This is a genomic window from Natrarchaeobaculum aegyptiacum (assembly GCF_002156705.1).
In the GTDB taxonomy this organism is placed as follows: domain Archaea; phylum Halobacteriota; class Halobacteria; order Halobacteriales; family Natrialbaceae; genus Natrarchaeobaculum; species Natrarchaeobaculum aegyptiacum.
In genome coordinates, this window is record NZ_CP019893.1 from 2947228 (window position 1) to 2970406 (window position 23179).

The 23179-nt window shown below is 62.3% G+C and carries 21 protein-coding genes; 13 read left to right on the plus strand and 8 right to left on the minus strand.

The genetic code is table 11. From position 1 onward, the window contains the following. The first annotated feature begins 2 nt into the window (after window positions 1-2). From B1756_RS14360 to B1756_RS14375, 3 genes are all read left to right on the plus strand, one after another. Window positions 3-923 (plus strand): hypothetical protein, encoded by a 921-nt coding sequence (locus B1756_RS14360; protein ID WP_152031323.1) that lies wholly within the window; start codon window positions 3-5, stop codon window positions 921-923. 208 nt (window positions 924-1131) lie between these two features. After that, entirely contained in the window at window positions 1132-1392 is a 261-nt protein-coding gene (locus B1756_RS14370) for a hypothetical protein (protein ID WP_086889160.1), read from the plus strand. Next, window positions 1389-1781, plus strand: coding sequence for a hypothetical protein (locus B1756_RS14375; RefSeq protein WP_086889161.1), 393 nt, complete (start codon window positions 1389-1391; stop codon window positions 1779-1781). Before B1756_RS14370 ends, B1756_RS14375 begins: the two co-directional genes overlap by 4 nt. 560 nt (window positions 1782-2341) lie before the next feature. On the opposite strand, the gene B1756_RS14380 is transcribed toward B1756_RS14375, so the two are convergent. From B1756_RS14380 to B1756_RS19450, 5 genes are all read right to left on the minus strand, one after another. Next, window positions 2342-3337, minus strand: coding sequence for a hypothetical protein (locus B1756_RS14380; RefSeq protein ID WP_152031324.1), 996 nt, complete (start codon window positions 3335-3337; stop codon window positions 2342-2344). A 77-nt stretch (window positions 3338-3414) separates the two neighbouring features. After that, entirely contained in the window at window positions 3415-3837 is a 423-nt protein-coding gene (locus B1756_RS14385; protein WP_086889163.1) for a hypothetical protein, read from the minus strand. Window positions 3838-4085: 248 nt separating this feature from the next. Further along, window positions 4086-4289 carry a hypothetical protein gene (locus tag B1756_RS14390; RefSeq protein ID WP_086889164.1) on the minus strand — a complete coding sequence of 68 codons (204 nt, stop codon included), beginning with the start codon at window positions 4287-4289 and terminating at the stop codon, window positions 4086-4088. Further along, window positions 4286-5008 carry a recombinase family protein gene (locus B1756_RS14395; protein ID WP_161493188.1) on the minus strand — a complete coding sequence of 241 codons (723 nt, stop codon included), beginning with the start codon at window positions 5006-5008 and terminating at the stop codon, window positions 4286-4288. Before B1756_RS14395 ends, B1756_RS14390 begins: the two co-directional genes overlap by 4 nt. A 265-nt stretch (window positions 5009-5273) precedes the next feature. After that, on the minus strand, window positions 5274-5414 hold the full coding sequence (locus B1756_RS19450; protein ID WP_161493189.1) for a hypothetical protein: 141 nt from the start codon (window positions 5412-5414) through the stop codon (window positions 5274-5276). Window positions 5415-5518: 104 nt separating this feature from the next. Here B1756_RS19450 and B1756_RS14400 point away from each other — a divergent pair, with 104 nt between their 5' ends. The 4 genes from B1756_RS14400 to B1756_RS14410 all read left to right on the plus strand — a co-directional run bounded on the left by B1756_RS14400 (window position 5519) and on the right by B1756_RS14410 (window position 9365). Next, entirely contained in the window at window positions 5519-6637 is a 1119-nt protein-coding gene (locus B1756_RS14400) for a hypothetical protein (RefSeq protein WP_086889166.1), read from the plus strand. A gap of 61 nt (window positions 6638-6698) precedes the next feature. Continuing rightward, entirely contained in the window at window positions 6699-7409 is a 711-nt protein-coding gene (locus B1756_RS14405) for a helix-turn-helix domain-containing protein (protein WP_086889167.1), read from the plus strand. Window position 7410: 1 nt separating this feature from the next. Then, the gene (locus tag B1756_RS19690) at window positions 7411-7584 is read left to right on the plus strand and encodes a hypothetical protein (protein ID WP_186336464.1); all 174 of its coding nucleotides are present in this window, start codon (window positions 7411-7413) and stop codon (window positions 7582-7584) included. A 407-nt stretch (window positions 7585-7991) separates the two neighbouring features. Beyond that, on the plus strand, window positions 7992-9365 hold the full coding sequence (locus B1756_RS14410) for a GLUG motif-containing protein (RefSeq protein ID WP_152031325.1): 1374 nt from the start codon (window positions 7992-7994) through the stop codon (window positions 9363-9365). A gap of 681 nt (window positions 9366-10046) precedes the next feature. On the opposite strand, the gene gcvH is transcribed toward B1756_RS14410, so the two are convergent. After that, entirely contained in the window at window positions 10047-10430 is a 384-nt protein-coding gene (gcvH, locus tag B1756_RS14415) for a glycine cleavage system protein GcvH (RefSeq protein WP_086889169.1), read from the minus strand. Between the two features lie 42 nt (window positions 10431-10472). Beyond that, window positions 10473-11582: a glycine cleavage system aminomethyltransferase GcvT gene (gene gcvT / locus B1756_RS14420; protein WP_086889170.1), complete on the minus strand. Its 1110-nt coding sequence runs from the start codon at window positions 11580-11582 to the stop codon at window positions 10473-10475. 319 nt (window positions 11583-11901) lie between these two features. Here gcvT and B1756_RS14425 point away from each other — a divergent pair, with 319 nt between their 5' ends. Then, the gene (locus B1756_RS14425; RefSeq protein WP_086889171.1) at window positions 11902-14982 is read left to right on the plus strand and encodes an FAD-binding and (Fe-S)-binding domain-containing protein; all 3081 of its coding nucleotides are present in this window, start codon (window positions 11902-11904) and stop codon (window positions 14980-14982) included. A 153-nt stretch (window positions 14983-15135) separates the two neighbouring features. Here B1756_RS14425 and B1756_RS14430 read toward each other — a convergent pair whose 3' ends face one another. After that, a complete protein-coding gene (locus B1756_RS14430) occupies window positions 15136-17595 on the minus strand; it encodes a S8 family serine peptidase (protein ID WP_086889172.1) in 2460 nt (819 codons plus the stop codon). Window positions 17596-17858: 263 nt separating this feature from the next. Between B1756_RS14430 and B1756_RS14435 the strand changes: the two genes are divergently transcribed. The 5 genes from B1756_RS14435 (at window position 17859) to B1756_RS14455 (ending at window position 22759) form a co-directional block, all read left to right on the plus strand. Beyond that, a complete protein-coding gene (locus B1756_RS14435) occupies window positions 17859-18344 on the plus strand; it encodes an NYN domain-containing protein (RefSeq protein WP_086889173.1) in 486 nt (161 codons plus the stop codon). Window positions 18345-18428: 84 nt separating this feature from the next. After that, window positions 18429-18995, plus strand: a complete 567-nt coding sequence (locus B1756_RS14440) for a zinc ribbon domain-containing protein (RefSeq protein WP_086889174.1) — start codon at window positions 18429-18431, stop codon at window positions 18993-18995. A 118-nt stretch (window positions 18996-19113) separates the two neighbouring features. After that, entirely contained in the window at window positions 19114-20757 is a 1644-nt protein-coding gene (locus B1756_RS14445) for a bacterio-opsin activator domain-containing protein (protein ID WP_086889175.1), read from the plus strand. Window positions 20758-20947: 190 nt separating this feature from the next. Then, on the plus strand, window positions 20948-21898 hold the full coding sequence (locus B1756_RS14450; protein WP_086890208.1) for a phytoene/squalene synthase family protein: 951 nt from the start codon (window positions 20948-20950) through the stop codon (window positions 21896-21898). 102 nt (window positions 21899-22000) lie between these two features. After that, window positions 22001-22759, plus strand: coding sequence for a CAP domain-containing protein (locus B1756_RS14455; RefSeq protein WP_086890209.1), 759 nt, complete (start codon window positions 22001-22003; stop codon window positions 22757-22759). The last annotated feature ends 420 nt before the right edge of the window (window positions 22760-23179 follow it).

The following is a 23179-nucleotide window of genomic DNA, read 5'->3' on the forward strand; positions in this document are numbered from 1 at the left end:
CCATGAAACGAGTTACCTGCGTCATCCTTGCATTGGTCATGGTAGTCTCTCTGCCCGGTGGAGTAGGTCTGGCATTGCCTGCTGCCGCCGACGGGGAGACAGGCCCGGCCAATGAACTCGAGGCCGATGGGAACGTCTACCAGTTCGAACAAGACGGAGTAGCATCTGCAGAAATCAGTCCTGGGGTCGATGTTACCATCGCAGAAGACTCGGATGACGTGGGATACGACGACTTTATTGTCGATTCGGTGAACGACTTTCTGAAGGTCGAAAACACGGTCAATAGTGACCGAAAGGTCGAATTCTACGTCTCGAACGAGTACTTCGCACCACGACCCAACGATGGTCTGCGGTCATTGACCGATGGTCCTGAGGCGTCCCTGAAACGAGTCGCGATCGATGGGGAGCAATACACGGAGGTCTCAGTCGAGTTCGAATCCGACAAGACCGTCATCTATCCCGTCGATAAGATCATGGGTGGCGTCTTCACGGTGCGAGACGGGACGAAAGACGTGATCACAAACGAGACGCCAGTGCCGGAGACGAAAAACGAGGAGATCTGGGAGGAACGGTCTGTTGACGTAGATGAGGTTCGGAATGATACGACTATCGTCGATGCGACGTTCGGCGATGAGAATCGGACTGAAATCTATGTTGCGTACGAACCCGATAGGACTCTTCCAGCCGGAGAGAAGCTCCCAGTACCGGAATGCGGGACTCCGGCTGACATCGACGACGTCTGTATCGAGGACGAACGCGGTGGTGAAGCACAGATACTGTTCAAGAACGTGGGTACAGCGGAACCAGAGATCATGTACAAACACGACATCGGCTTCATCGAGAGTATGGCATTGGGTGCGAACGATATGGCACAGATTCCAGAACGGATCGATATTCCGTTCCTTGGAGGTGAAGACGGATGAGGTTCGATTTCCTCCCGCGATCCCTCTCCGGGGCCTCTGTACTCGTTGTGCTCGCTGCCTTCGCGATCATCACGGTTTTCGCTGGTGCGCCCTCGATAGGGATGTATCTCTTTGCAGGAGGTGTGGTGTACCTCGCCTATCTCGTGGTTCGAAGGTCCCACGATCGGCTGAAGTACGGGAACCAACGTCCTCGACGCGGTGGGAACTGATGTACGAGCTGCTCGGCAAGACAACGCAAGACCATATCGAACAGGTTCTCCTGCAGGAAGCGATCGCAGTCATCAACAATCCCACCCGTGGCCCGTACATCAAGACGAACAAACTGGCGAAAAAGACGGACTATCGAACCCAGGAACTCGGTCGGGTCTGCTCGGAAATGGAGTGGCTCGAGCGACAGAACGGACAGTCGAAACCGAAGTATCGAGTTACAGAGAAAGTGCTTGACCATCCCGACGTGAAATCGACATGATCGGCCCGAGTCCGGCTATGATCAGCCAGCGGTACGTCGATCGAATAGACGACCCGGAGCTGGACCTGAAGGCAAAGGAGTACATCGCAATCGTCTTCGAGGAACGTGACATCCCGTGTTTCGTCGGACTCGCGCTGGTGTCCGAACGACTGCTTCGGGAGGCGCATTCACTCGAGGAAGTCCCGGTGATGGACGAGGTCCCCCGTACTGACGTGCTGATCGACCACTACAACCAAATCGACCGGTTCGACGATATCGAGAACTCGCTGCTGAAGCACATCGAACGGGAGTTGCACCCGATCGAGGCGGACGTAAAGGCGATCGAGTTCAACGATGAAGTGCGGATTTACTCTGCTTCACGACGGTGGGCTTGCGAAGTAGAAATCTAAGGGACTACCATGTTCATCCTATTCGTATCGTAACTTTCGCCATTTGCGTATTAGTGACTAATACGCATTCCTGGATTCTTGTAGTTCTACCCCGTTTCTGGTGGTCGATCGATTACGGGGCAGACGGCAGATATTACGGGGTCACTCGAGAGTCCGTAAACGCAGTACGGCGACGTGATTTTCATGACCCGGATGCGGATGCTAACGTGCTAACGTGCAAGAAAAACGGGGCGGTACGCATACCTGTAATGCGCGGGTGCGAGTAGCGCGAGGGCGCGAAACCCGAAATCTCGAAATCGTATTAGTCTGTTAATTCGTTCTCATGGTGTTCATGCTCAACACCACCGTCACTGATTCCTCTGAAAAATTCGGATGGGGTAATTCCAGGAGGCCGTGGGAGGCGTCTCGAGCTATCCGAAATCGGAAGGTAGCCTACGGCGTTCCCCATTCCGAAATAGTCTGGCAGCTCTCCTGTTAGCTCCGATTTGAAACGAGGATGCTACCGGCCTAACGAGCGCGTTCGGCCGCGCTCGGGTGCTCGCTGGGAACGACGTCAGTTGTCATTTATCACCTAACAAGTGGATGATAATTAGGAACAGCACTGGTAGAAGTATATATCCAGCCGGAAAGTAGGGCGAACTGCCACTGCTTTGTGCCGGTGCTACGGCTCCGCCGATTGGAGCATCTACGGATTCATTGAGTGACCCTGAGGACTCGTTGATGAACGCTGTTGATCGATTGTATATCCCCGTAGATTCATTGAGTTCGCCTACTGACTCACGGAAAATCTCTCGATCAATATCGATCTCAACGTCATAATCGAGATCATTGGCAGTAGCTCGAACCTCTTCGAGTTCGCTAACAACGAACTCGACTCGATCCTCCGAGGCCAAACTGTACGGCACGGCGCGGAGTGCCCAATGAAGTTCGCTCATTGCGAGCGCGATGCAGCCGTTACATCCGTGATTGGCATATCGGAGGAACGTCCGGTTCGATACGAATCTCGTGCCGTTCCACGCCATCTGATAGGGTGCTGTCGATTGCCAAAGTGCGACTTCCAGTCCAAACGCCAAGGAGGCGTAAAGGAAACTCTCGATATCACCTGGTTCCGGATCGTCTTTGATTGCACATGCCGCCGCTTGGAGGTTATTGAGGCTCCCAACGAGCGGCGTGAATCTCGTTAGTCTGTCAACGTCGTCTCCTATTTCCTGAACCTGAGATTCAGTAATTGCAGTCGTGAGGTTGTGATCGTTAAGAATCCGAGCCCCGAACCGGACCCGCCGGATGTGGTGGTTTATTCGATCGACATCAGTAACGATCTCGTCTGTTGTCTCGTCAGATATCCGTTCCTCAACGCAGAGCGCGTCAGCACATTCAACGATAATTTGGCCACGATCCGCTTGGTCTACTTCACGAAAACTGTCGAAGTAGACCTCAGCTATGGAGTCTTGGGAAGAAGCCTCCACAGTCGACGCAGATGCAATGGCTGCAACGGGCGCTGCGCCCACAGAGCAGATTAAATGGCGCCGGCTTATCGGCTGACCTTCTGTCGCCATGTTCTGAATGTCTGTTTCGGTGTTGTGAGTGATCTAACAAAAATCTAGGCTCTGTCACACAAAAGGAGTAGAATCGATTACCCAGAGACGACCGTATCCGGCACTTTGTCTTCCGGAACTTCGAAACTGTACGACCCCAACTCTTCTGTGGCCATACTCATCATCGGTCCGAACTCGCCTTCGTACAATTTCACGTCAAAATTCATCGATGGATAGTCTTCGTCTCTAATTTCCCGAATCAGGTCCAACGTTAGAGGACCGGAGAAGTCCGGCGACTCGCCGCTCATTATCGCGTCCTCGATCGAGCTGTGGTGTTCGTGTAGAATCGCCCACCCGTCGGTATCGTGGTCCTCTTCGAAGACCAGTACGAATTCGTCGTTCTCGTTCCACCGATGTTCGTCGATGTATTCGTTCCCCAGTGCCGTTTCGACTGCAGAGCATCCGGCTACCAGAGCGATCCCGCTGGCAGCAACCCCACCAAGGTATTCCCGACGGTTCATTGTTTGTAGATTACATAATGGGGAGATAGAAGTTTTGGTAGTCCAGGATAAGAATAGGGATCTCTCGAGGTACCCCGCCCAAATAATTCGGACCGGGTATCTCAGCCACCCGAATTCGGGCGTTACGAGGTTTCTAAAGGTGCCGTTTTGCGCGGGGGGTAGGGGTTACGGAATATAGACGGGGTAGATTTAACCCCACCACTCGACACCGTAATGTAATTCGTAGGGTTCGGGCATACAAGACGGCTCTATTCGCCTAATCCGGGTACGTGCTTCTCGAGCCGTTCCTTCTCCTTCTGTCGCCATGCTTCTTCCTCTACCCGTCGTCCCTCGATCGTTCGCTGGACGTCGTCGATCGACGGTTCATCGTCTTCATCTTCGGCCTCCACCGACTCACCGTCATACTCGAGCTCGCCGACGTCACCGAACTCCGAGAAGTCCGTCTGTGTCATGCCTCCACCTCCCCGAGCGGATCGAGTTCTTTCTCTCCATTCTGTACCTCGACCCGTCGTCTTCTCCACTCCTCGTCGCCCACGTACTCGGCGTCCCAATACCGATCCGAATTCTCGAGGATGGACTGGTAGGATGTCTCGTCTACTCCGAAGAACCGAGCAGTTGGGGCCTTGGCACGTCCCTTGTTTACCTCTCGGATGAACTCGGAGATTCGTTCGTACTCGCCTTCGACCGGTTCCAGGAATCCGTCTTCGACCGTGTACCCTCGTGGTGGGTTCCCGACGTGCTTCCCTTCTCGCTTCGCCTGCCGAATACCGGACTTCGTGCGCGACCGAATGCGCTCGAGCTCGGCTTCTGCCATCCGGGTGAGAATATCGAAGAAGAGTTTCGACATCGCGTCGTCTTCGTCCGGTGGGAACTCCCGGAGTGGCGAGACCGTTGCGATCGTAACACCTGCCTCTCGAAGTGTGTCTGCCGTATCCCGCATCTCACGGGCAGATCGACCGAGTCGAGTTAATTCCTCGAAGGCGACCTTATCGTAGTCGTTGAGAGAGTCCATCAGCTCGTCGTAGCCATCTCTCCCCGTGAAGACGTCCCCATGTTCGACGTCGGCGTAGAGGTCCTTCCTCGAGACATCGAACTTCGATTTGATGTCCTGATACTGCCGCTCCGGGTCTTGCTCGGACGTACTCACTCGGATGTACGCTGCAGTTGCCACTATCGGATCACCTACGTAGAACTATAACCCCATTTCACTTAAATTTCAATGGGTTAACATACACCAAGCCCAACCGGACGGATCTACTACCGTATTAATCGCTTATACGGTTTCTTCGATCAGATAACAGGAGTCGCTAATCATGAACACATCATGACTATTTACCCCACTTCTCGGTCCAGTCGCTCATTGTGTCGTGGTTGGGGTGAGCCGTGTTTAGTGGTTCCGGAGCGTTTCCCCGAATCGGTACCGTGGATGAGGTGAGCTACCGCCTCGAGTCGGTCCGGCCAGCGAGTTCGAGCATCGTCTCACGTGCCTCGGCACGGAGTTCGACGGCAGATTTGTCGACGTCCTCGAATTCGTCTCGAAGTGCCTCGAGTGCGTCTTCAGCGGCCTCTGTGGACATTACCTCACTATTGTTCAGTGAGTGCAAAAGTGTTGGCGGCCACCCGGTCGGCAATTTCGAAAGAACACAATAGGTATTTGACGTATCAGTTCCCTCCCTCGAGTATGTCCCTCCTCGCGAGTATCGCCCTGCTCGTCCTCGTCGCAGTCGTCGTCGGCGTCGGAAGCATCGTCGCCTTTGGCTCCGGGCACCTCGTCGGTCGAACGGCCCGCACCTGGACCGACGAACGGGCAGTTCGCTGGCTGAACGGCCTCGCCATCGCGATTCCGGCCCTCGTCAGCATCGCCGTCTGGATCCTCGCTCGAGCCGCGGTCGATCTCGGCAACGCCGAGACCCTCCTCGAGATGCTGGTCTCGAGCGTCCTCGCTGCGGTGGTCACGGGTCTCTCCGGTGCGGTCGTCGGAACGATCTTCGTCTTCGCGATGCTCCGGTCTCGGCCGGCACTCCCCGGCGTCGAGAATCCGGCTGCGACTACGAAAGCCTACGCTCGATACCTTGCCATCGTGTTCGTCTTCACGTTCCTCCTCGGGTCGGCACTGTTGCCAGCACTCGAGGCCGGGCCGCTGGCGGTTACCGGGCTCGTGGTCGTCCTCGTGTTCGCCATCTGGGTGCTCTCGCCCGTACTCGGGGCCCTGAAACTCGGGTCGCGCTCGCCGACTGCCGCCGAACGGGATCGACTCGAGTCGCTGCTCGAGGAGGCTGACGTCGACGTTCGGTCGGTCAGGGTGCTCGACCGCGAGACGCCGCTTTCGGTCTCTATCTCCGGGCCGCCGGGCCTGCGGACGCTGTTTCTCACCGCCAACGCGTTCGAGGTGTTCGACGACGAGACGCTCGAGGCGGTGCTGGTTACTCGCGACGAGCAGGTCAGCCAGTTCGAGTGGCTCGCACGGACGGCCGTCGTCGTCGCAGCGCTTGTCCCGATCATCTGGGGCGTTCTCGGTGACGTCTCGCTGGTCGTTGGCCTCCTCACGACCGTCGGAATTGTCCTCGTCGGGTTCGCTGGCACCCGACGACTGCGCTACCGGGCTGATGCGAGGGCCGCCGATCGGGTCGGCCGTGGCTCCCTCGTCGCAGCCTACGAACGCGCGCTCGAGTCGGCTGGCTTCGATCCGGAAGAGGCGGCGGGATCGTCCGTGTTCACGCCGACGCCGTCGATGGGTGCCAGACTCGAGCGACTGCGCGACTCGAGCGGTGACGAGAGCGCCACCGTCGACGACGCCTGACCCCGCCGCGTCGGCAGACGGGGTCCGGTAGCTACTTGGGACGACCGTGCAACCTCACCCCATGGGCGGACGTGGACCCAAACGGGAACTCGCCGAGAAGATCGCCGGGGAGATCACGCTGAGTGACGATCCGGGTGCGACACTCCGGAAGTGGCGAACCGACTTCGACGTCTCACAGACCGATCTGGCAACCGAACTCGACGTTTCCTCTTCTGTGGTCTCCGACTACGAGAGCGGGCGTCGGGAGAGCCCCGGCATCGGCGTCGTCGGCCGCCTCGTCGAGGGACTACTGACGATCGACGAACGCCGCGGGGGCGACCGCATCCGGCAGTACGGACGGGTTCTCTCGGCCGGCTTCGACAGCGACGTCGTCCTCGACCTCCGGGAGTACGCCACCTCGATCCCACTGTCGCGTATCTACGGAAATATCGGTGCGACCGAGATCACCTCGGGAAATACTGACCGTGTCAGCGGGCACACCGTCATCGACAGCATCCACGCGATCACCCGCCTCTCGAGCGAGGAGTTCTTCCGGCTTTACGGCCAGAGCACGAACCGCGTGCTCGTGTTTACGGGCGTCACACGCGGGGAGTCACCGCTCGTCGCCCTCCGGGTCGTCAATCCGACGCCGAACGCGGTCGTCCTCCACGGCATCGACGAGGACGCCCTCTGGGACCACGCCGCGGACCTCGCCCGCATCGACGGCTACTCGCTGGCCGTGACCGACGCCCCGCTCGAGGACCTCTTAGAGCACCTCTCGTCGCTCGAGTAACATGCTCGACTGGACCGAGCGGCTGACGGTTGCGCTCACGATCGGCTTTCTCAGCTCGCTCGCCGTGGTCATTACTCTCTCCAGGCCGATTGTGTGGCTCGTCTGGGGTGTAGCGATGGTGCTTCTGGCCGGCGCGGCGCTAATCGTGGTGAACCGGGACTCGCCGCCGGGATGAGGTCCACACCAGTTCATCCATGGTCGTTTGCGCTCGCGCTGCCGCGACGGACGGGTACCCGGGTGATACGACGGTGATCGACTGATATATCCGCATCATAGTGATGAAAACATTTATATTTCTAACTTAATAACACAAACGCCACTGTGTCAAATCATATCTCTCCTCGGGAACGGTCCGACGAATCACCCGCGAGTGATCGGACCGAAATACTAGACGATTGTTCTGGGCGTGGAACGGCCGACGATCCTTACGTACTCACGACCGTCGTCGACCTGGATGCGATTCGTGTCGAGCCGACTGCCCACTACGAACTCGGGGCGGACATCGACGCGATTGAAACTCAGTCGTGGAATGATGGAGCAGGCTTCGAACCCATTGGTGACGACGCGACACCGTTTTCTGGAATGCTCGACGGGTGTGGTCACGAGATAACCGGCTTGTACATCTGTCGCCCGGAGGACCGTCTGGTCGGTCTCGTTAGTGTCAATACTGGGACGATCGAACGACTCAAGCTGGATTCGCTTGAGGTTACCGGCGCAGCGGTCACTGGCGGGATCGCTGGCGAACAGCTCGGAACGATCCGTCGCTGTACGGTCGATGGAACAATTGAAGGGGAGAACGCGGTCGGCAGCGTGGTAGGAAAGAACCTCGATCGGATCGACGCAGTCACGTCGAACGCGACGGTGACTGGTGAGGAGTCAGTCGGTGGACTCGCAGGTGAGAACAGATGTGAGGTGCTCGACAACGGGCTTGCTGGTGACCATCGCGGGGAAATCAGTGACTCTGCTAACGAGGGGACGGTTACTGGAACGACGCAGGTCGGTGGAATCACGGGCAAGAACTCGGAGACGATCCGCGACTCAACGTCGACTGGGTCGGTTTCGGGCGAGACGGATGTTGGTGGCATCGCCGGCCACAACCGGGGCACTATCGAATCGGTTCGGAGTGACGCGGAAGTGACCGGTGACAAACGGGTCGGTGGGCTGGCCGGAGAGAACAGCACCGGTCAGGTGCTTGACTCACACGCTAGCGGCGACGTGATCGGCGGCCGCTCCGTCGGCGGTATCGTTGGAGAGAACTCGCACAACTCATCAGTAATAAAGAACAGCCGGGACGGGTACATCTCGGGAGCGAAATGGATCGGCGGCGTGGTCGGCTGGCAGGAGGGGACTGTTCGCCACTGTGCGGTGACGGGAAGGATCGAAGTGGACGAATTTGTGGCCGGTGGAATCGCCGGCAAGGCAGGTTCTGGCACGATCGAGGAATCGGTAGCGGACTGCAATATCGACTGTTCCGGGATCGTCGTCGGCGGTCTCGTCGGAAAGCTCGGGTCCAGAACAACACTCCACGATTCGCTCGCTACGGGCTCGGTTTCGGGAGAGGGAATCGCCGGTGGCTGTGTCGGTGAAGGAGAAGCAAACGCAGAGATACGACGCGTTCTCGCCACGGGGCGGGTTCGGACGTTCGGCGACGAAAGCGTTGCAAAACGGCTCGTGGAGCGAATCCTGACGGTTCTGGGATACAGTGGCGTCGGCGGGGTCGTCGGGAAGGGACGCGCGACGGTCGCCGACAGCTATTGGGACACTGAAACGACGAACCAATCGTCCGACTCCATCCTCCCTGCTGCGCGCGGACTCCGTACGGAGCGTCTGCAGGGCGACCCAGCGCAGGAACATCTCTCGGCGTTCGATTTCGACCAAACCTGGCGGACGAACGACGGGGACTACCCTACTCTTCGATCGCTCCCCACGACGGATACTGACTATAGTGACAACTGATACGGGTTACTGTCCCAATCACACACCTGTCGTGCGATCGGGTGTGCGTTGACGTCGGGTCGGTACTATCTGTCTCGTCGAGCACGCCGAGTGCCCAGAGCCCGATTCCGATCAGAGCGAGCGCGCCAACGCCATACCCGACGATCGCATTGTAGAAGTGACGCGTCGTCTCGGTTTCACAGCCCGGCGAGACGACGACCTCCGGAACCGCATCCCCGTCGTTATCACCGGGCCAGTAAGTCGCGAGTCAGTCGAGTCATCGGAGTCGTTCTCGACGACGGTCCCGAGCACCGCTATCCGTTCCGGACCCACGCAATTCCCGTCTCGGGGGTGGCTTGCCAGTACGCGAGCCCGACGACGAGCAGCCACACGTGAACAGAACAACAGCACCAGTACGAGGATGGCCCGTAGGCGGCGAGGCCGAATACCGACGGGAGGCCGAGCTGCGTCACGTTCGCACCAACACAGATTGCGGATCTATTACATCCGGTTCCGGCACTGCTCCTGGTTCGTCACAACGTCGTTGCGGCGTCCCGTGGGGTCGCTGCGCACCCGTTCGGAGGTCAGGCGCGTCGGCGAGAAAACGAGGGTGAGCTGATCGAGACGCTCATACGGACCATTGCTGGTCAGTTCCAGCGCGGCCGCAAGACGGATCGTGGCGGTGAATCGGTACAGGTCATATCAGGCGATCTGGTCTTCGTACTCCTCGGCGGTCAGAATGTCCTCGAGTTCGTCCGTATCGTCGGGGTCGATCTCGAGCATCCAGCCCTCGCCGAAGGGGTCGTCGTTGACCAGTTCCGGTGCGTCGAAGAGTTCCTCGTTGACGTCGACGACCTCGCCACTGACGGGCGCGTAGAGGTCGGAGACGGCTTTGATCGACTCGACGACGCCGAACTCGTCTTCCTGGGTGACGGTGTCACCCTCGTCGGGGAGTTCGACGAAGACGACGTCGCCGAGTTCGTCCTGTGCGAAGTCGGTGATGCCGACGCGGACGACGTCGCCGCGGTCGTGTGCCCACTCGTGCGATTCCAGGTATCGTCTGTCCTCGGGGATTTCGAAACTCATTGTGTGTGGTGTGCGATGTGCATCAGGTCTACGCGGATCTACTTAGACGGTGTCGATAAACGGCGGTTGTTCGACGCGAGCTTTCTTCGACTGGCCGCGGACGATCACCTGCAGGGTCGTGCCGGGCTCTGTGAACTCGCTGCGGACGTACCCCATCCCGATCGGTCGGCCGAGCGTCGGACTCATCGTCCCACTCGTGACCGTGCCGATCACGCGGCCCTCGCTGCTCGTGATGTCGTAGCCGTGCCGGGGAACGCCGCGGTCGATCAACTCGAAGCCGACGAGTCGCTCCTCGAGTTCGTCGGGGTCGATCGCCGCGAGGGCGTCCCGGCCGACGAAATCGGTCTCGAGGTCGACGGCGAAGCCGATACCGGCCTCGTAAGGCGTCCGGGGGTTCGATTCGGGGTCGAACTCCTGGCCAGCGAGCAGGAAGCCCGCCTCGAGACGGAGCGTGTCGCGCGCGCCCAGCCCACAGGGCTGGCAGTCGAATACCTCCCAGACGGTTTCGGCTTCCTCCCACGGGAGGAGGAGTTCGAAGCCGTCTTCGCCGGTGTAGCCCGTTCGCGCGGCCAGACACTCGACGCCGGCGACGGTCGCAGCGGTGATCGAGAAGCGCGGCTGATCGCTCAGTGACTCCTCGCTGGCTTCGTCGACCAGGATCGGTGCCGACGGTCCCTGGACGGCGAACATGGCGTACTCGTCGGTTCGGTTGTCGACGGTCGCCTCGAGGTCCCACTCGTTGCGGTATTCGACCCAGCGTTCGTGGGTGCGCTCGTCGGTGCCCGCGTTGGGGACGAACAGGTAGGTCGGGTCGCCGTCGCCACCGGCTGCCTCGTCGGGAAGCCGGTAGACGATGACGTCGTCGATGATGATCCCGTCGTCGTCGGTGATCGCCGCGTACTGGGAGTTTCCGGCCTCGAGTTGGCTCACGTCGTTGGTGGTGAGTCGCTGCATCAACGCGGTCGCGTCCGGCCCGGTGACGTGGAGCTGGCCCATGTGAGAGACGTCGAAGATGCCGGCGTCCTCTCTGACCGCTGCGTGTTCGGTCTGGATCGAGTCGAACTCGACCGGCATGTCCCAGCCGCCAAACTCCGTAAACTTCGCATCCCGGTCACCGTGGTGATCCCACAGCGGCGGCTTCGACAGCGGCATACTCGAGCAGTCAGTGCGGGAGTAGTAATGTCTTTTCGTCGGCCGGAGGTGACGGCCAGTCTCCGTCCCCTGTTGTACGTATCAGTTTCCTGTCTTTCACGAACGTTCGTCTACAACCACTCGTACGAGACGCCTGCTGGTGGCTGCCTCGGGCCTCGATGCGCCAGTCTGGAAAATCGAAAAACGTCAACGTTACGTGACCGGTTCACGAACGACAGTGTATATCAGAGCACACTGGGCGGACGTTCCTTCCCGGCGACGTGACGAGCGAGGTGACGAGACGCCGGGACCGACCCCGTGCACGAGTGATCGACAAATCATGACGACGAATCCTCCCGCCGTACGCGACGAGATCGCTTCAGACCCGGCCGCCGACGGCCGGGCCGACTACGACTATACTTCGGGACCCATCGAGCGACCGGACCTGGTCGCCGACCTCCGGGAGCGGATCGACGGCGACGTCCGGTTCGACACCTACACCCGGAGCCTGTACGCGACCGACGCCAGCGCCTACCAGCAGACGCCGATCGGCGTCGTCTTCCCGCGATCGACCGACGACGTCTCGAGCGTCGTCGCCTACTGCGCCGAGCGTGAGATCCCGGTCCTCCCGCGTGGCGGCGGCACGAGTCTCGCCGGGCAGGCGGTCAACGAGGCCGTCGTCCTCGATTTCACCCGCCACATGGACGACGTCGTCTCCGTCGACCCCGACGCCGGACGTGCTCGCGTCCAGTCCGGGGCCGTCCTCGAGACCCTCAATGCGACCCTCGCCCCACACGGGCTGAAGTTCGCACCCGACCCCGCCGCCGGGAACCGGAGCGCCATCGGTGGGGCGATCGGCAACAACTCGACGGGCGCGCACTCGCTGGTCTACGGCAAGACCGACGCCTACGTCGAGGAGTGTGAGGTCGTCCTCGCTGACGGCACGGTCACGACCCTCGGCGAGACGGACCTCGAGGACCTGCGCGTGCAGGCCGATCCCGACGGTGACATCATAGAGCGCGTCGCGAGCGAGGTCGTTCGGATCGTCGACGAGGACGCAGACGCCGTTCGCGACCGGTTCCCGAACCTCAAGCGCAACGTCTCGGGCTACAACCTCGACGTACTCGTCGAGGAAGCCGAGTCCGGGTCGGTGAACCTCGCACGACTGCTCGCCGGAAGCGAGGGGACGCTCGCGGTCGTCACCGAGGCCGAGGTTTCCCTCGAGCCGGTTCCCGAGACGAAGGCCGTCTCGTTGCTGTTCTACGACAGCGTCCTCGACGCAGTCACCGACGTCCAGTACGTCCTCGCACACGAACCGGCGGCGGTCGAACTCATCGACGACGTGTTGCTCGGGCTGGCCCGGGACACCGCGGAGTTCGAGGACGTGGCGGCGCTCGTCCCCGAGGGGGCAGACGCCGCTTTGCTCGTCGAGTTCTACGCCGAGGACGACGATCACGGCCGCCAGCAGACCGCGAATCTGCTCGCAGATCGCGTCCCCGAGTGTGAGGCCGACGCCGATCCCCGGGGTGACCGACCCGATGCCGACGAACTGCTCGCACTCGAGGGGCTCGAAGCCCACGCCGCGGCTGATCGCGACCAGTTCTGGAAACTCCGGAAGGCCGGCCTGCCGATTCTGCTCTCGCGGACGTCGGACGAAAAGCACATCAGTTTCATCGAGGACTGTGCGATCCCGCCGGAACACCTCCCGGAGTTCGTCGACCGGTTCCAGTCGCTGTTGCTCGAGCTCGGTCGGACCGACGACGCGGCCTTCTACGCCCACGCGGGGCCGGGGGTACTCCACGTGCGCCCACTGGTCGACACGAAAGCCGAGGCCGACCGCGAGGACATGGTGACGATCGCCGACGAGGTGACGGACATGGTCGTCGAGTTCGGCGGCTCGGTCTCGGGCGAGCACGGCGACGGTCGCGCGCGTACCCAGTGGAATCGCAAGCTCTACGGCGAGGAGCTCTGGCAGACATTCCGCGAGCTGAAGACTGCGTTCGACCCTGACTGGTTGCTCAACCCCGGGAACATCTGTGGCGACCACGACATGACCGAGCACCTCCGGTACGACAGCGACTACAGCCACGACCCCGGTTTCGACCCCGCGCTCAACTGGGACAACGAGAACGGTATGCAGGGGATGGTCGAACTCTGTCACGGCTGTGGCGGCTGTCGCGGCGATCAGGACACCACCGGCAGCGTCATGTGTCCGACCTACCGCGCGGCCGACGAGGAGGTCACGGCCACCCGCGGCCGGGCGAACCTCCTGCGCAACGCGATGAGCGGCGACCTCCCCGACGACCCGACCGACGACGAGTTCGTCGAGGAAGTACTGGACCTCTGTATCGGCTGCAAGGGCTGTGCGCGTGACTGCCCGAGCGAGGTCGACATGGCCAAGCTCAAGACCGAAGTCATGCACGCCCGCCACCAGGAACACGGCTCGAGCCTCCGGGACAAACTCTTCGCGAACTTCGATCGGCTCGCACCGCTCGGGAGCGCACTCGCCCCGCTCGCGAACGCCGCCCAGACGCTTCCGGGCAGCGGCACTATCGCCGAGAAGACCGTGGGAATCGCCCGCGAACGATCGCTCCCACACTTCCACCGTGAGACGGTTCAGGACTGGTTCGACGCCCGCGGCGGGTCACGGATTCCGGAAAGCGACGCCGAGCGCAAGGCCGTCTTCTTCGTCGATACTTACACGAACTATAGCCACCCTGCCGTCGGCCGGGCAACCGTGCGCGTGCTCGAGGCCGCTGGTGTCCACGTGGACCTCGCACGCCGGACCGACAGCGGTCGACCGCCGCTCTCGAAGGGGTTCGTCGATCGGGCTCGCGAGACGATGCGGGCCAACGTGGCCGAACTCGCTCCGCGCGTCGCCGAGGGCTGGGACGTCGTCCTCGCGGAGCCTTCGGACGCGGTGATGTTCCAGTCCGACGCGCTCGACTTGCTCGGCGGCGACGCCGTCGAGTCGGTCGCCGGGAACAGTTACGGCGTCTGTGAGTACCTCGACACCTTCCGGCTCGACGAGACCGTCGAGTGGAACGCGCCAGCGGAGTCGCTCGCTTACCACGGCCACTGCCACCAGAAGGCGACCAAGAAAGACCACCACGCCGTCGGCGTCCTCCGCCGGGCCGGCTACGACGTCGACCCGCTCGACTCGGGTTGTTGCGGGATGGCCGGCTCCTTCGGCTACGAGGCCGAACACTACTCGCTCAGCCAGTCGATCGCCGACATCCTCGTCGACCAGATCGACGACAGCGACGCCGCGGTCGTCACCGCACCCGGAACCTCCTGCCGGACCCAGCTCGGCGACCGGGCACTCGAGCCCGTCCCCGCCGAAAGCGCGTTAGCCGGCAGCGCCCTCGACGGCGAGGAGCCACCGACGCCCGTGGAACTGCTGGCGTACGCCGTCGCGTAACCGCTCGAGAGCCAGAGTCTGGTCTCGAGCGCTCGTTCTCACGTCCGTACACGATCGTCTCCGGTGCGAACCGGAGCGATCGAACGGATTCTCCGTCGCTCGTCGTCTACAGTGGCACAACGAGAGTGTCTCGAGGCCTGTCCCCGAGGTACTTCACCGGCCCAGTTCGTCGAACGTGAGCCTGTACGAGCCGCTGCCATCCACGGCGTAAACGAGCGCGTGGACCGATTCGTCACCGCTCAGGTCGAGGGTACACTCCTCGTCGCTGCCGGAACCCGTCGAGGCCTCGTCGTAATTGCTCGGCCCCGGACGCGATCCATCACGGGTCACGTAGAGGTCGAAGTCGGCGTCGGACGGTCCCTCGAGTGTGATCGTCAGCGAGCAGGGATCGTCCGTTCGCAAGCCGTAGCTCCAGTGGTCGCTGTAGCCCCACCAGCCACTCGAGAGGTTCCCGTCGACGGAGGCCGTCTCCCGCTCTTGACCACACCCACCGGAGTCGTCGTCCCCGTTCTGTTCTTCGTCATCGTCTTGCTCGTCATCGTCGTCTTCGCCGTTCTCGTCATCGTCGTCAGGCTGGTTGCCGCCGGTTTCCTCGATGACTTCGTCGGGCGTTCGTTCCTCGCCACCGAGTTCGATCCACATGCCGCCGGGATTATCGAGATCGATCTCGGTGACCGCACCGTCGATCAGGTAGGCGTCGCCGTGGCCGCCGCTCGAGCCGCCGCTGGCGGTCCACGTGCCGTCGTCGTTCTCCGTAATCGTGTCTCCGGACCACGTGCCACCCCTGATCTCCTCACCCGCGGGGCTCTCGTAGGGAGCCTCGGCGAACTCGAGAGGCCCGTCGGCGACGAACTCGTAGTAGGAGGCGCCAGCGTCGGCGTCGGTGACGAACGCGAGCAGGTTCGCTGGAACGTCCGTTTCGGATTCGTCGTCATCCTCGTCGGGTTCGTCGTTCCCGCCGGTCTCCTCGATGACCTCGTCGGGCGTTCGCTCCTCACCACCGAGTTCGATCCACATACCATCGGGGTTGTCGAGCTCGATGTCGGTGACCGCACCGTCGATCAGGTAGGCGTCGCCGTGACCGCCGCTCGAGCCGCCACTGACGTCCCGGGTTCCGTCGTCCCGCTCGTCGATGGTGTCGCCGCTCCAGGTGCCGCCCCGGATTTCCTCGCCTGCGGGGCTCTCGTAGGGGGCTTCGGTGAACTCGACCGCCCCGTCGACGGTGAACTCGTAGTAGGAGGCACCGGCGTCTGCGTCGGTGACGAACGCGAGCAAGTTGTCCGGTGCGTCGTCACGCCCGTCGTCTGTCTCCTCGTCGTCCTCGTCATCCTCGTCGGGTTCGTCGCTTCCGTCGTCTGGTTCGTCCGCACCATCGTCGCCGTCGTCGGGCTCGTGGCCCTCGGGAACGGTGGTGACCGCCGCTGCTGCGTTGATCCGCCCTGCGCCCTGATGGGGGCCGCGAAGTCCGACGTCCTCGGCTGTCGCCTCGAGGTGCTCGCGCAACGCGTCGACGGTGAGGTCCGGATACCGTGAGAGAACGAGGCCGGCCACGCCGGCGACGACCGGCGCAGCCATCGAGGTTCCCGATGCGCGGGTGTAGCCATCGTTCAGCGTCGTCGAGAGGACGCTCACGCCAGGTGCGGCGAGGTCGATCTCCGGCCCGCGGTTCGAGAACGAGGCGAGCCGATCCCTCGAGTCGACCGCAGAGACTGCCATCACCGCATCGTAGGCTGCCGGGTACGACACCGAACTCCCGTCGTTCCCCGCAGCACCGACGAGCAACGTCCCCTGCTCGACGGCGTAGTTGCAGGCGCGCTCCAGGGTGTGCCAGCCGCTTCGACTCCCCAGCGAGAGGTTGACGACGTCTGCACCCTGGTCGGCCGACCACTGGATCGCGTCGGCGATGTCGGCGAGCGACCCGCTCCCTCGCTCGTTCAACGCCCGGGCACAGAGCATCGAGCAATTGCTGATGCCTGCGTGGCCCGTGCGGTTGTTCGTCACGCCGCCAGCGATTCCGGCGACGATCGTCCCGTGGGTTTCGTTCGAGTTTACCGGATAGGGGTCGTTTCCGCGACCTGCGAACTCTGCACCGATCCGGTCGTCGACGTTCGCCTCGAGGTTCTCGTGGTCGTACTCGACGCCCTGATCGACGATCGAGAGGACGACGTCGCCGTCGCCGACGGTCTCTGCCCACGCCTCTTCACACCCGATCCGCTGGGGGGCGTACTGCTGGTCGTACATCGGATCGTTCGGCCTCGAGAACGCCTCGAGCGTCGCGTTTTCTTCGACGTACTCGATCGCGTCGATCCCCTCGAGCGTCGACCGAACCGATTCGACCGCCTCGGCGGGAGTCGATTCGGGGAGTTCGACCGTGACGTAGTGGAGCGTCTCGTTGCTGTGGACGACCGATCCGCGGCCGAGTGCCGACGCGACCGTCGATTCGGCGTCCGGGGTCGACGTCGAGACGCCGACGAGCAACTCCGTTCTACCAGCACTCGAGTCGCTACCGTCGTCGGCGCTCGCGAGGCCGGTCGAACCGAAGAACGCACCGAGGGCACCGGCCGCCTTGAGTACCGATCGTCGATCGCCGTCCGGGGGCACACCATTGGTCATGTGACGGAACACATCTATTCACGAAATAAGTAAAATCTTCCCGAACAGAGCGTAGTTTATCTGGACATATTTTCGAATCTAACTCGTCATTCCTAACACTAGTAGAATATAAACCGCGAACAAATGAACGTCACAGAATGTAGTACGTTCGAACAGTGGATAAACTGTCCCGGTGTTTTCGCCAGCAAGCGTGGGGATCGGTTCCGGACGGACGCCACCGGCGTTTCGCCACACCTATCTCTCACTCGCCACTATCGTGGCGCATGTTCGACGCCGTTCGCGCCCGCCTCGCTCGCTCACAGTCCACGGAACACGCCTCGTCCGTGGATCCCACCGGGCCCTCGGTCGGGCTGTTCGTCGACGGGCCGAACGTCTTCCGCGAGGAGTTCGACGTCGACCTGGACGACCTCAGGGACGTCGCCCGCGACCTCGGTCGTGTCGGCATCATCCGACTCTACCTCGACGAGCACGCGACGCCGGGACTCATTCAGGCCGCCGAAGCCAGGGGATTCGAGGTCGTCATCACCAGCGGCGACGTCGACGTCAAACTGGCCGTCGACGTAACCGCACTCGCTAGCGACGGTGCCGTCGACCGCGTCGCCATCGCCTCCCGCGACACCGACTTCAAACCCGTCCTCGAGCACGCTGGCAAGATCGGCCTCGAGACCGTCGCCATCGCCCCCGGTTCCCACGGCCGCTCGGACGCTCTCCAGAACGCCGCCGACGAGGCGATCACGCTCGAGGGGTGACGTCCGTCGGCCACAGATTCACCCGTCTGGTGGGGACGAGAGACGACCCACCACGTATTTCTGTCAGCGGGCCAGTCCGAACACATGGATCGACAGTCAGATGACACGCCCGACGACGAACGCTCGGAGCTCGACGGTCCCTCGACCGGATCGGCGAACGGGCGGGATGCAACCACACACGACGAGGACGACCACGTCGACGGTCGGGAAACGCCGGATGCCGAAGGTGGCGAGGGCCTGAACGACGTGGGGGACGATTCGAACGTGAACCGCCGCGCCAGCGGTCGCACGCATGGACCAGACGAACAGTTCTGCTCGAGTTGCGGCGAGCTAATCAAACGCGAAGCCGAAATCTGCCCACACTGTGGCGTTCGTGTGGCGGGAACGTCGAGCACCGACCGAAAGGACCCCGGGATCGCTGCCGTCATCTCGCTCATCGTTCCCGGCGGTGGACAGGTGTACAACGAACAGATCGTTAGAGGAGCGGTTTTCTTCGGGATTTACGCCTGTTTCTGGATGTTCGTCTTCGTGACCATGTTGATCTTTATCGGCTTCCTGTTCATGTTCCTCGCGCCGGTGTTCCACCTCGTCGCCGCGTGGGACGCCTACGCACAGGCGACCAAGATCAACAGCGGCGAGGTCGTCGTCTGAACCGCCCCTTCGAACAGGTGCGTCCAGTCGGCGGATTCGCCAGCGCGCACTCACGACACCCTCCGGTATCGCGCACTCTCCGTGTCCGTTATGTCGTTCTATCCCGAACGGCACACCGATGGACGCTCCGGACGACCTGCCGGCGGCGGCGCTCGAGACGTTCCCGCTCACGGTCGCTGTCGTCGACGACGCTGGCGATATTTTGTTGACAAATCGCGCCTGGCGCGAATTCGGGCGGGAGAGCGACCCTGAGTCGGCCGATGAGAGCGTAAATCACGTCGGCGTCAACTACGTCGCCACCGCCGCGATGGCCGAGGACGACGACGAATACGCAGAACGCGCCGTGGCGGGTCTCGAGGCCGTCCTCTCGGGCGACCGGGAGACGTTCGCGATGGAGTACCCCTGTCACACGCCGGATCGCAAGCAGTGGTTCCTCATGCGGGCGACGAGCTTCTCGATCGACGACGACCGCTACGTCTCGGTCGCCCACCTCGAGATCACCGAGCGGAAACTCGCCGAGCTCGCCGCCGAGGAGGCCGCCGAACGCGCGCGAGAGCGACACCAGACGCTCGAGCACGTCGTCGACCGGATCGACGGCCTCGTCCGGGACGTCACCGACGCCGCCGTTGGCGCTGGAACCCGCGATGAAGTCGAACGCCGGGTCGTTCGCCGACTCGTCGACACCGAACCCTACGTCCTCGCCTGGATCGGGCGCGTCGACGTGACCAGTCGACGCGTCTCCCCGCGCGAGTGGGCCACGACGAGTGACCTCGGCCTCGAGGACGGCGACCTGACCCTCGGTGACGACGACAGCCATCCAGCCGTCGAGGCGCTCGAGACGGGTGACCCGGTCGTCATCGACGACCTCGAGTCGTTCGCTGAAGCCGATCAGTGGTGGCCGGTCGGCGCGTCGACGGGATTCCACTCGGTGGCGGCGCTCCCGCTCACCTACGGCGACGTCACCTACGGCGTGCTCGTCCTCTTCGCCGACGATCCCAACGCCTTCGCCGACCGCGAACTGCTCGTCCTCGAGTCGCTCGCGGGCACGATCGCGACCGCGATGAACGCGATCGAGGCGAGACGGATGCTCACGACCGAAGCCGTCGTCGAGATCGAACTCGAGATCGACGACCCCGGACTCTTCGCGACCCAGATTGCAGACGCACTCGACCGCAGCGTTCGGGTTCGCGGACTCGCCTCGGAGGACGGAACGCCGATCGCGTTCGTCTACGTCGACGACGCTGGCGTCGACGCCGGAACCGTCTCGGGACTCGAGGGAATCGCGAACGCGACGACGCTGGTCACCTACGAGGACGGAACCCTCCTCGAGGTCGCACTCGAGGGCGGTCTCGTCCCGATCCTGTCCGAACGTGGAGCGGTTCTCCAGGGCCTCGACGCCGCAGACGGGCAGGCGACGCTGGTTCTCGAACTCGCAAACGGGCAGGCGGCCCGTGCGATCTACGACGTGCTCGAGGACCGGTACGACGTGGTGGACCTGCGCAGCTATCACGAACGCGAACGACCGGCACGGACGCCCCAGGACCTGGCCGGAACGCTCGAACAGCGACTGACCGACCGCCAGCAGATGGCACTTCGCAAGGCGTACCTCGCCGACTACTTCGAGTGGCCTCGCAACGTCTCCGGCGAAGAACTGGCGGAGTCGATGGGCATCTCGCGGTCGACGTTCCACCAGCACTTGCGGTCGGCCCAGCAGAAACTGCTCGAGGAACTGTACGACGGTGACACCGTCTCCCGGTCGTGATCCGGATAACCTGCCTGTCAGTCTCGAAGCTGAGATATTAACGGGTCACCAATTGTATTTCTTGGTTGACTATTTTTCGTTGGATCTGTCTCACGTCCGGTGAAAGCCCTACTAGTGAGGGGGTGCTATTTTATAGCTATTTGTCGTAAGTATGCTACTCCGTCACCCCCGGGTGGACGCGACCTTCAGAATGCAACGGGAACACATCGAGGCTGGCAAGGCGATACAGAAGCGAACTGGCAAGACGTTCTATCTCGCGACGAGATTCCTCCCCCAGCGGGTTCGCCACCCGACACACGTCCTCTACGGCTTCTTCCGGATCGCTGACGAGGTAGTCGACGACGCAGCCGGCGTCCCGCCGGACGAGCAACGCGCCGAACTCGAGTCACTGCGCGCACAGGCCCTCGGCGAGGTCGAAGCCGACGAGCCGGTGCTCGAAGCCTTTCAGACCCTTCGCGAGCGCTACGATATCGCCGACGAGGAAGTAGCGTCGTTCGTCGACGCAATGATTACCGACATCACGACCGACCGATACGAGACGTACGCCGACCTCGAGTCCTACATGCGTGGCTCGGCCGCCGCGGTGGGCGTCATGATGACGGCGATCATGGAACCCGAGATGGAAGAGACGGCACTTCCACACGCCAGACGCCTCGGCGAGGCCTTCCAGCTCACGAACTTTCTGCGCGACGTTCGTGAGGACGTCGTCGAACGCGACCGTATCTACCTCCCGCAGGAAACGCTCCGGGAACACGGCGTCACGCCGGAGCAGATCGAACGCCTCGAGTACTCACCGGCGTTCGCCGATGCGATGGCAGAGGAACTCCAGCGAGCGGAAACGCTGTACCGCGAAGGCGTCGCCGGTATCCGGTATCTCCCCGAGGACTGCCAGCTCCCGGTGTTGCTCGCGGCAGTCCTCTACGCCGAACATCACTCCCTGATCCGGGCTCGAGACTACGACGTCCTCACCGACGAGCCGTCGCTGTCGACCGTTCGCAAACTCCGGTGTCTGGCCCGGACCCGCTGGCACTGGCACTGGAACCGTGACCCGGAGGCGGTCTTCCAGCGCGTCTCGGCCGTGCCGGTGGTGGAGCCGGATCGACACGGGCCGGGACACGGGGGTCGAGTTCCGACGCGGTGACTACTGGTCGTTCCTGAAATTCCGCCTGACACACCAGTGTCAGCCCCTGCAACTCGAGCGGAGACTCTTTGTCCCGGCGTGCGATTCGACAGCTACGCGGTCATGGACCCGCCAGATACCGACGCCGGTGACCAGCCCCCCGACTCGAGTCGTGACCCGGGCCTGTTGCGAGGAATCGTTCGACTCGTGTTCCTCGCGGCTGTTCTCGCATTACTCGTCGGCGGCGTCGCCTACGGGCCGGAACTTCTCGAGGACCGGGGTGTCCTCGAAGACGTCGAGATCAACGACCTGCCGTCGCCGAGTCCCGATCCGCCGCCTGCCGGCGAGCGAAACCCCGACGTCGCCGACCCGGACGATCCCGGTGAAACGACCTACGAAACCGACGTCGAGACAGTCTCCTCCGTTGCTGTCGAGGACTTCGTTCACGCCGAAGTCAACGACCGGCGGGCCGACCACGGTCTGGAACCGCTCGAGTGGGACGGGACCGTCGCGTCGGTCTCGCGCGCCCACAGCCACGACATGGCCGAGCGCGACTACTTCGCCCACGAGAATCCCGAGGGTGAAGGGCCGTTCGACCGATTCAACGACGTCGAGGGGTACTGTCGGGGCTACGGCGAGAACATCGCGCTCACCTGGGTCGAGCGACCCGTCGACGGCCCGGGAGATGGGGAGGCAACCACTCACCAGACTGCAGCGGGGCTCGCGACCGGACTCGTCGACCAGTGGATGAACTCCACAGAGCACCGGGCAGCGATCCTCGAAGACCACGGCGGGCCGGCCTGGGATCGCGGTGGTGTCGGCGTCACGATCACCGAGGAAGGAGCGGTGTACGCGACGCACAACTTCTGCACGGAGTGGTAGGATGAGACGTCCTCACGGGATCTGCGCGACAGTTCTATCGACTCGAGACACGCTCTCTTCTCCCTGCGACCCGGGACAGGAATCGGCGCTCGAGGTGGCTCCGCTGACCATGGACGGGAAAGAGACGGTGCTGGCGATATACCGAACGGCAACCGATCACGAGATCACGTGTCTGGCGGCCGGATTCGCCTACTATCTCTCGCCAGAATCGTTCTGCCCCTGGGGGCCACGATCAACGTCGTCCGAACGAACCCTTCCCTCACAACCTGACGGCCGCTCGCTCCCAGTCTGGTCGGTTTCTGGCTTCACCGGTTCGCACACACTGCTGTCTCCTCCGTCTTCGCTGTCCTCCAACCGTTCCACCCCACTGTGCGAATTCATGTCCGGTTGCTGAGTTTTATTACGATGGCACCGCCGTGA

What these genes read in the sequence shown, in the direction of transcription:
- B1756_RS14425 (WP_086889171.1), top strand. Translation starts at nt 11,902, where the DNA reads ATGACGACGAATCCTCCCGCCGTACGCGACGAGATCGCTTCAGACCCG.
- B1756_RS14455 (WP_086890209.1), top strand. Translation starts at nt 22,001, where the DNA reads ATGGACCCGCCAGATACCGACGCCGGTGACCAGCCCCCCGACTCGAGT.
- B1756_RS14410 (WP_152031325.1), top strand. Translation starts at nt 7,992, where the DNA reads ATGCTCGACGGGTGTGGTCACGAGATAACCGGCTTGTACATCTGTCGC.
- B1756_RS14445 (WP_086889175.1), top strand. Translation starts at nt 19,114, where the DNA reads ATGGACGCTCCGGACGACCTGCCGGCGGCGGCGCTCGAGACGTTCCCG.
- B1756_RS14390 (WP_086889164.1), bottom strand. Translation starts at nt 4,289, where the DNA reads ATGACACAGACGGACTTCTCGGAGTTCGGTGACGTCGGCGAGCTCGAG.
- B1756_RS19450 (WP_161493189.1), bottom strand. Translation starts at nt 5,414, where the DNA reads ATGTCCACAGAGGCCGCTGAAGACGCACTCGAGGCACTTCGAGACGAA.
- B1756_RS14385 (WP_086889163.1), bottom strand. Translation starts at nt 3,837, where the DNA reads ATGAACCGTCGGGAATACCTTGGTGGGGTTGCTGCCAGCGGGATCGCT.
- B1756_RS14370 (WP_086889160.1), top strand. Translation starts at nt 1,132, where the DNA reads ATGTACGAGCTGCTCGGCAAGACAACGCAAGACCATATCGAACAGGTT.
- B1756_RS14430 (WP_086889172.1), bottom strand. Translation starts at nt 17,595, where the DNA reads ATGACCAATGGTGTGCCCCCGGACGGCGATCGACGATCGGTACTCAAG.
- B1756_RS14375 (WP_086889161.1), top strand. Translation starts at nt 1,389, where the DNA reads ATGATCGGCCCGAGTCCGGCTATGATCAGCCAGCGGTACGTCGATCGA.
- B1756_RS14380 (WP_152031324.1), bottom strand. Translation starts at nt 3,337, where the DNA reads ATGGCGACAGAAGGTCAGCCGATAAGCCGGCGCCATTTAATCTGCTCT.
- B1756_RS19690 (WP_186336464.1), top strand. Translation starts at nt 7,411, where the DNA reads ATGCTCGACTGGACCGAGCGGCTGACGGTTGCGCTCACGATCGGCTTT.
- B1756_RS14450 (WP_086890208.1), top strand. Translation starts at nt 20,948, where the DNA reads ATGCAACGGGAACACATCGAGGCTGGCAAGGCGATACAGAAGCGAACT.
- B1756_RS14405 (WP_086889167.1), top strand. Translation starts at nt 6,699, where the DNA reads ATGGGCGGACGTGGACCCAAACGGGAACTCGCCGAGAAGATCGCCGGG.
- gcvH (WP_086889169.1), bottom strand. Translation starts at nt 10,430, where the DNA reads ATGAGTTTCGAAATCCCCGAGGACAGACGATACCTGGAATCGCACGAG.
- B1756_RS14435 (WP_086889173.1), top strand. Translation starts at nt 17,859, where the DNA reads ATGTTCGACGCCGTTCGCGCCCGCCTCGCTCGCTCACAGTCCACGGAA.
- gcvT (WP_086889170.1), bottom strand. Translation starts at nt 11,582, where the DNA reads ATGCCGCTGTCGAAGCCGCCGCTGTGGGATCACCACGGTGACCGGGAT.
- B1756_RS14400 (WP_086889166.1), top strand. Translation starts at nt 5,519, where the DNA reads ATGTCCCTCCTCGCGAGTATCGCCCTGCTCGTCCTCGTCGCAGTCGTC.
- B1756_RS14360 (WP_152031323.1), top strand. Translation starts at nt 3, where the DNA reads ATGAAACGAGTTACCTGCGTCATCCTTGCATTGGTCATGGTAGTCTCT.
- B1756_RS14440 (WP_086889174.1), top strand. Translation starts at nt 18,429, where the DNA reads ATGGATCGACAGTCAGATGACACGCCCGACGACGAACGCTCGGAGCTC.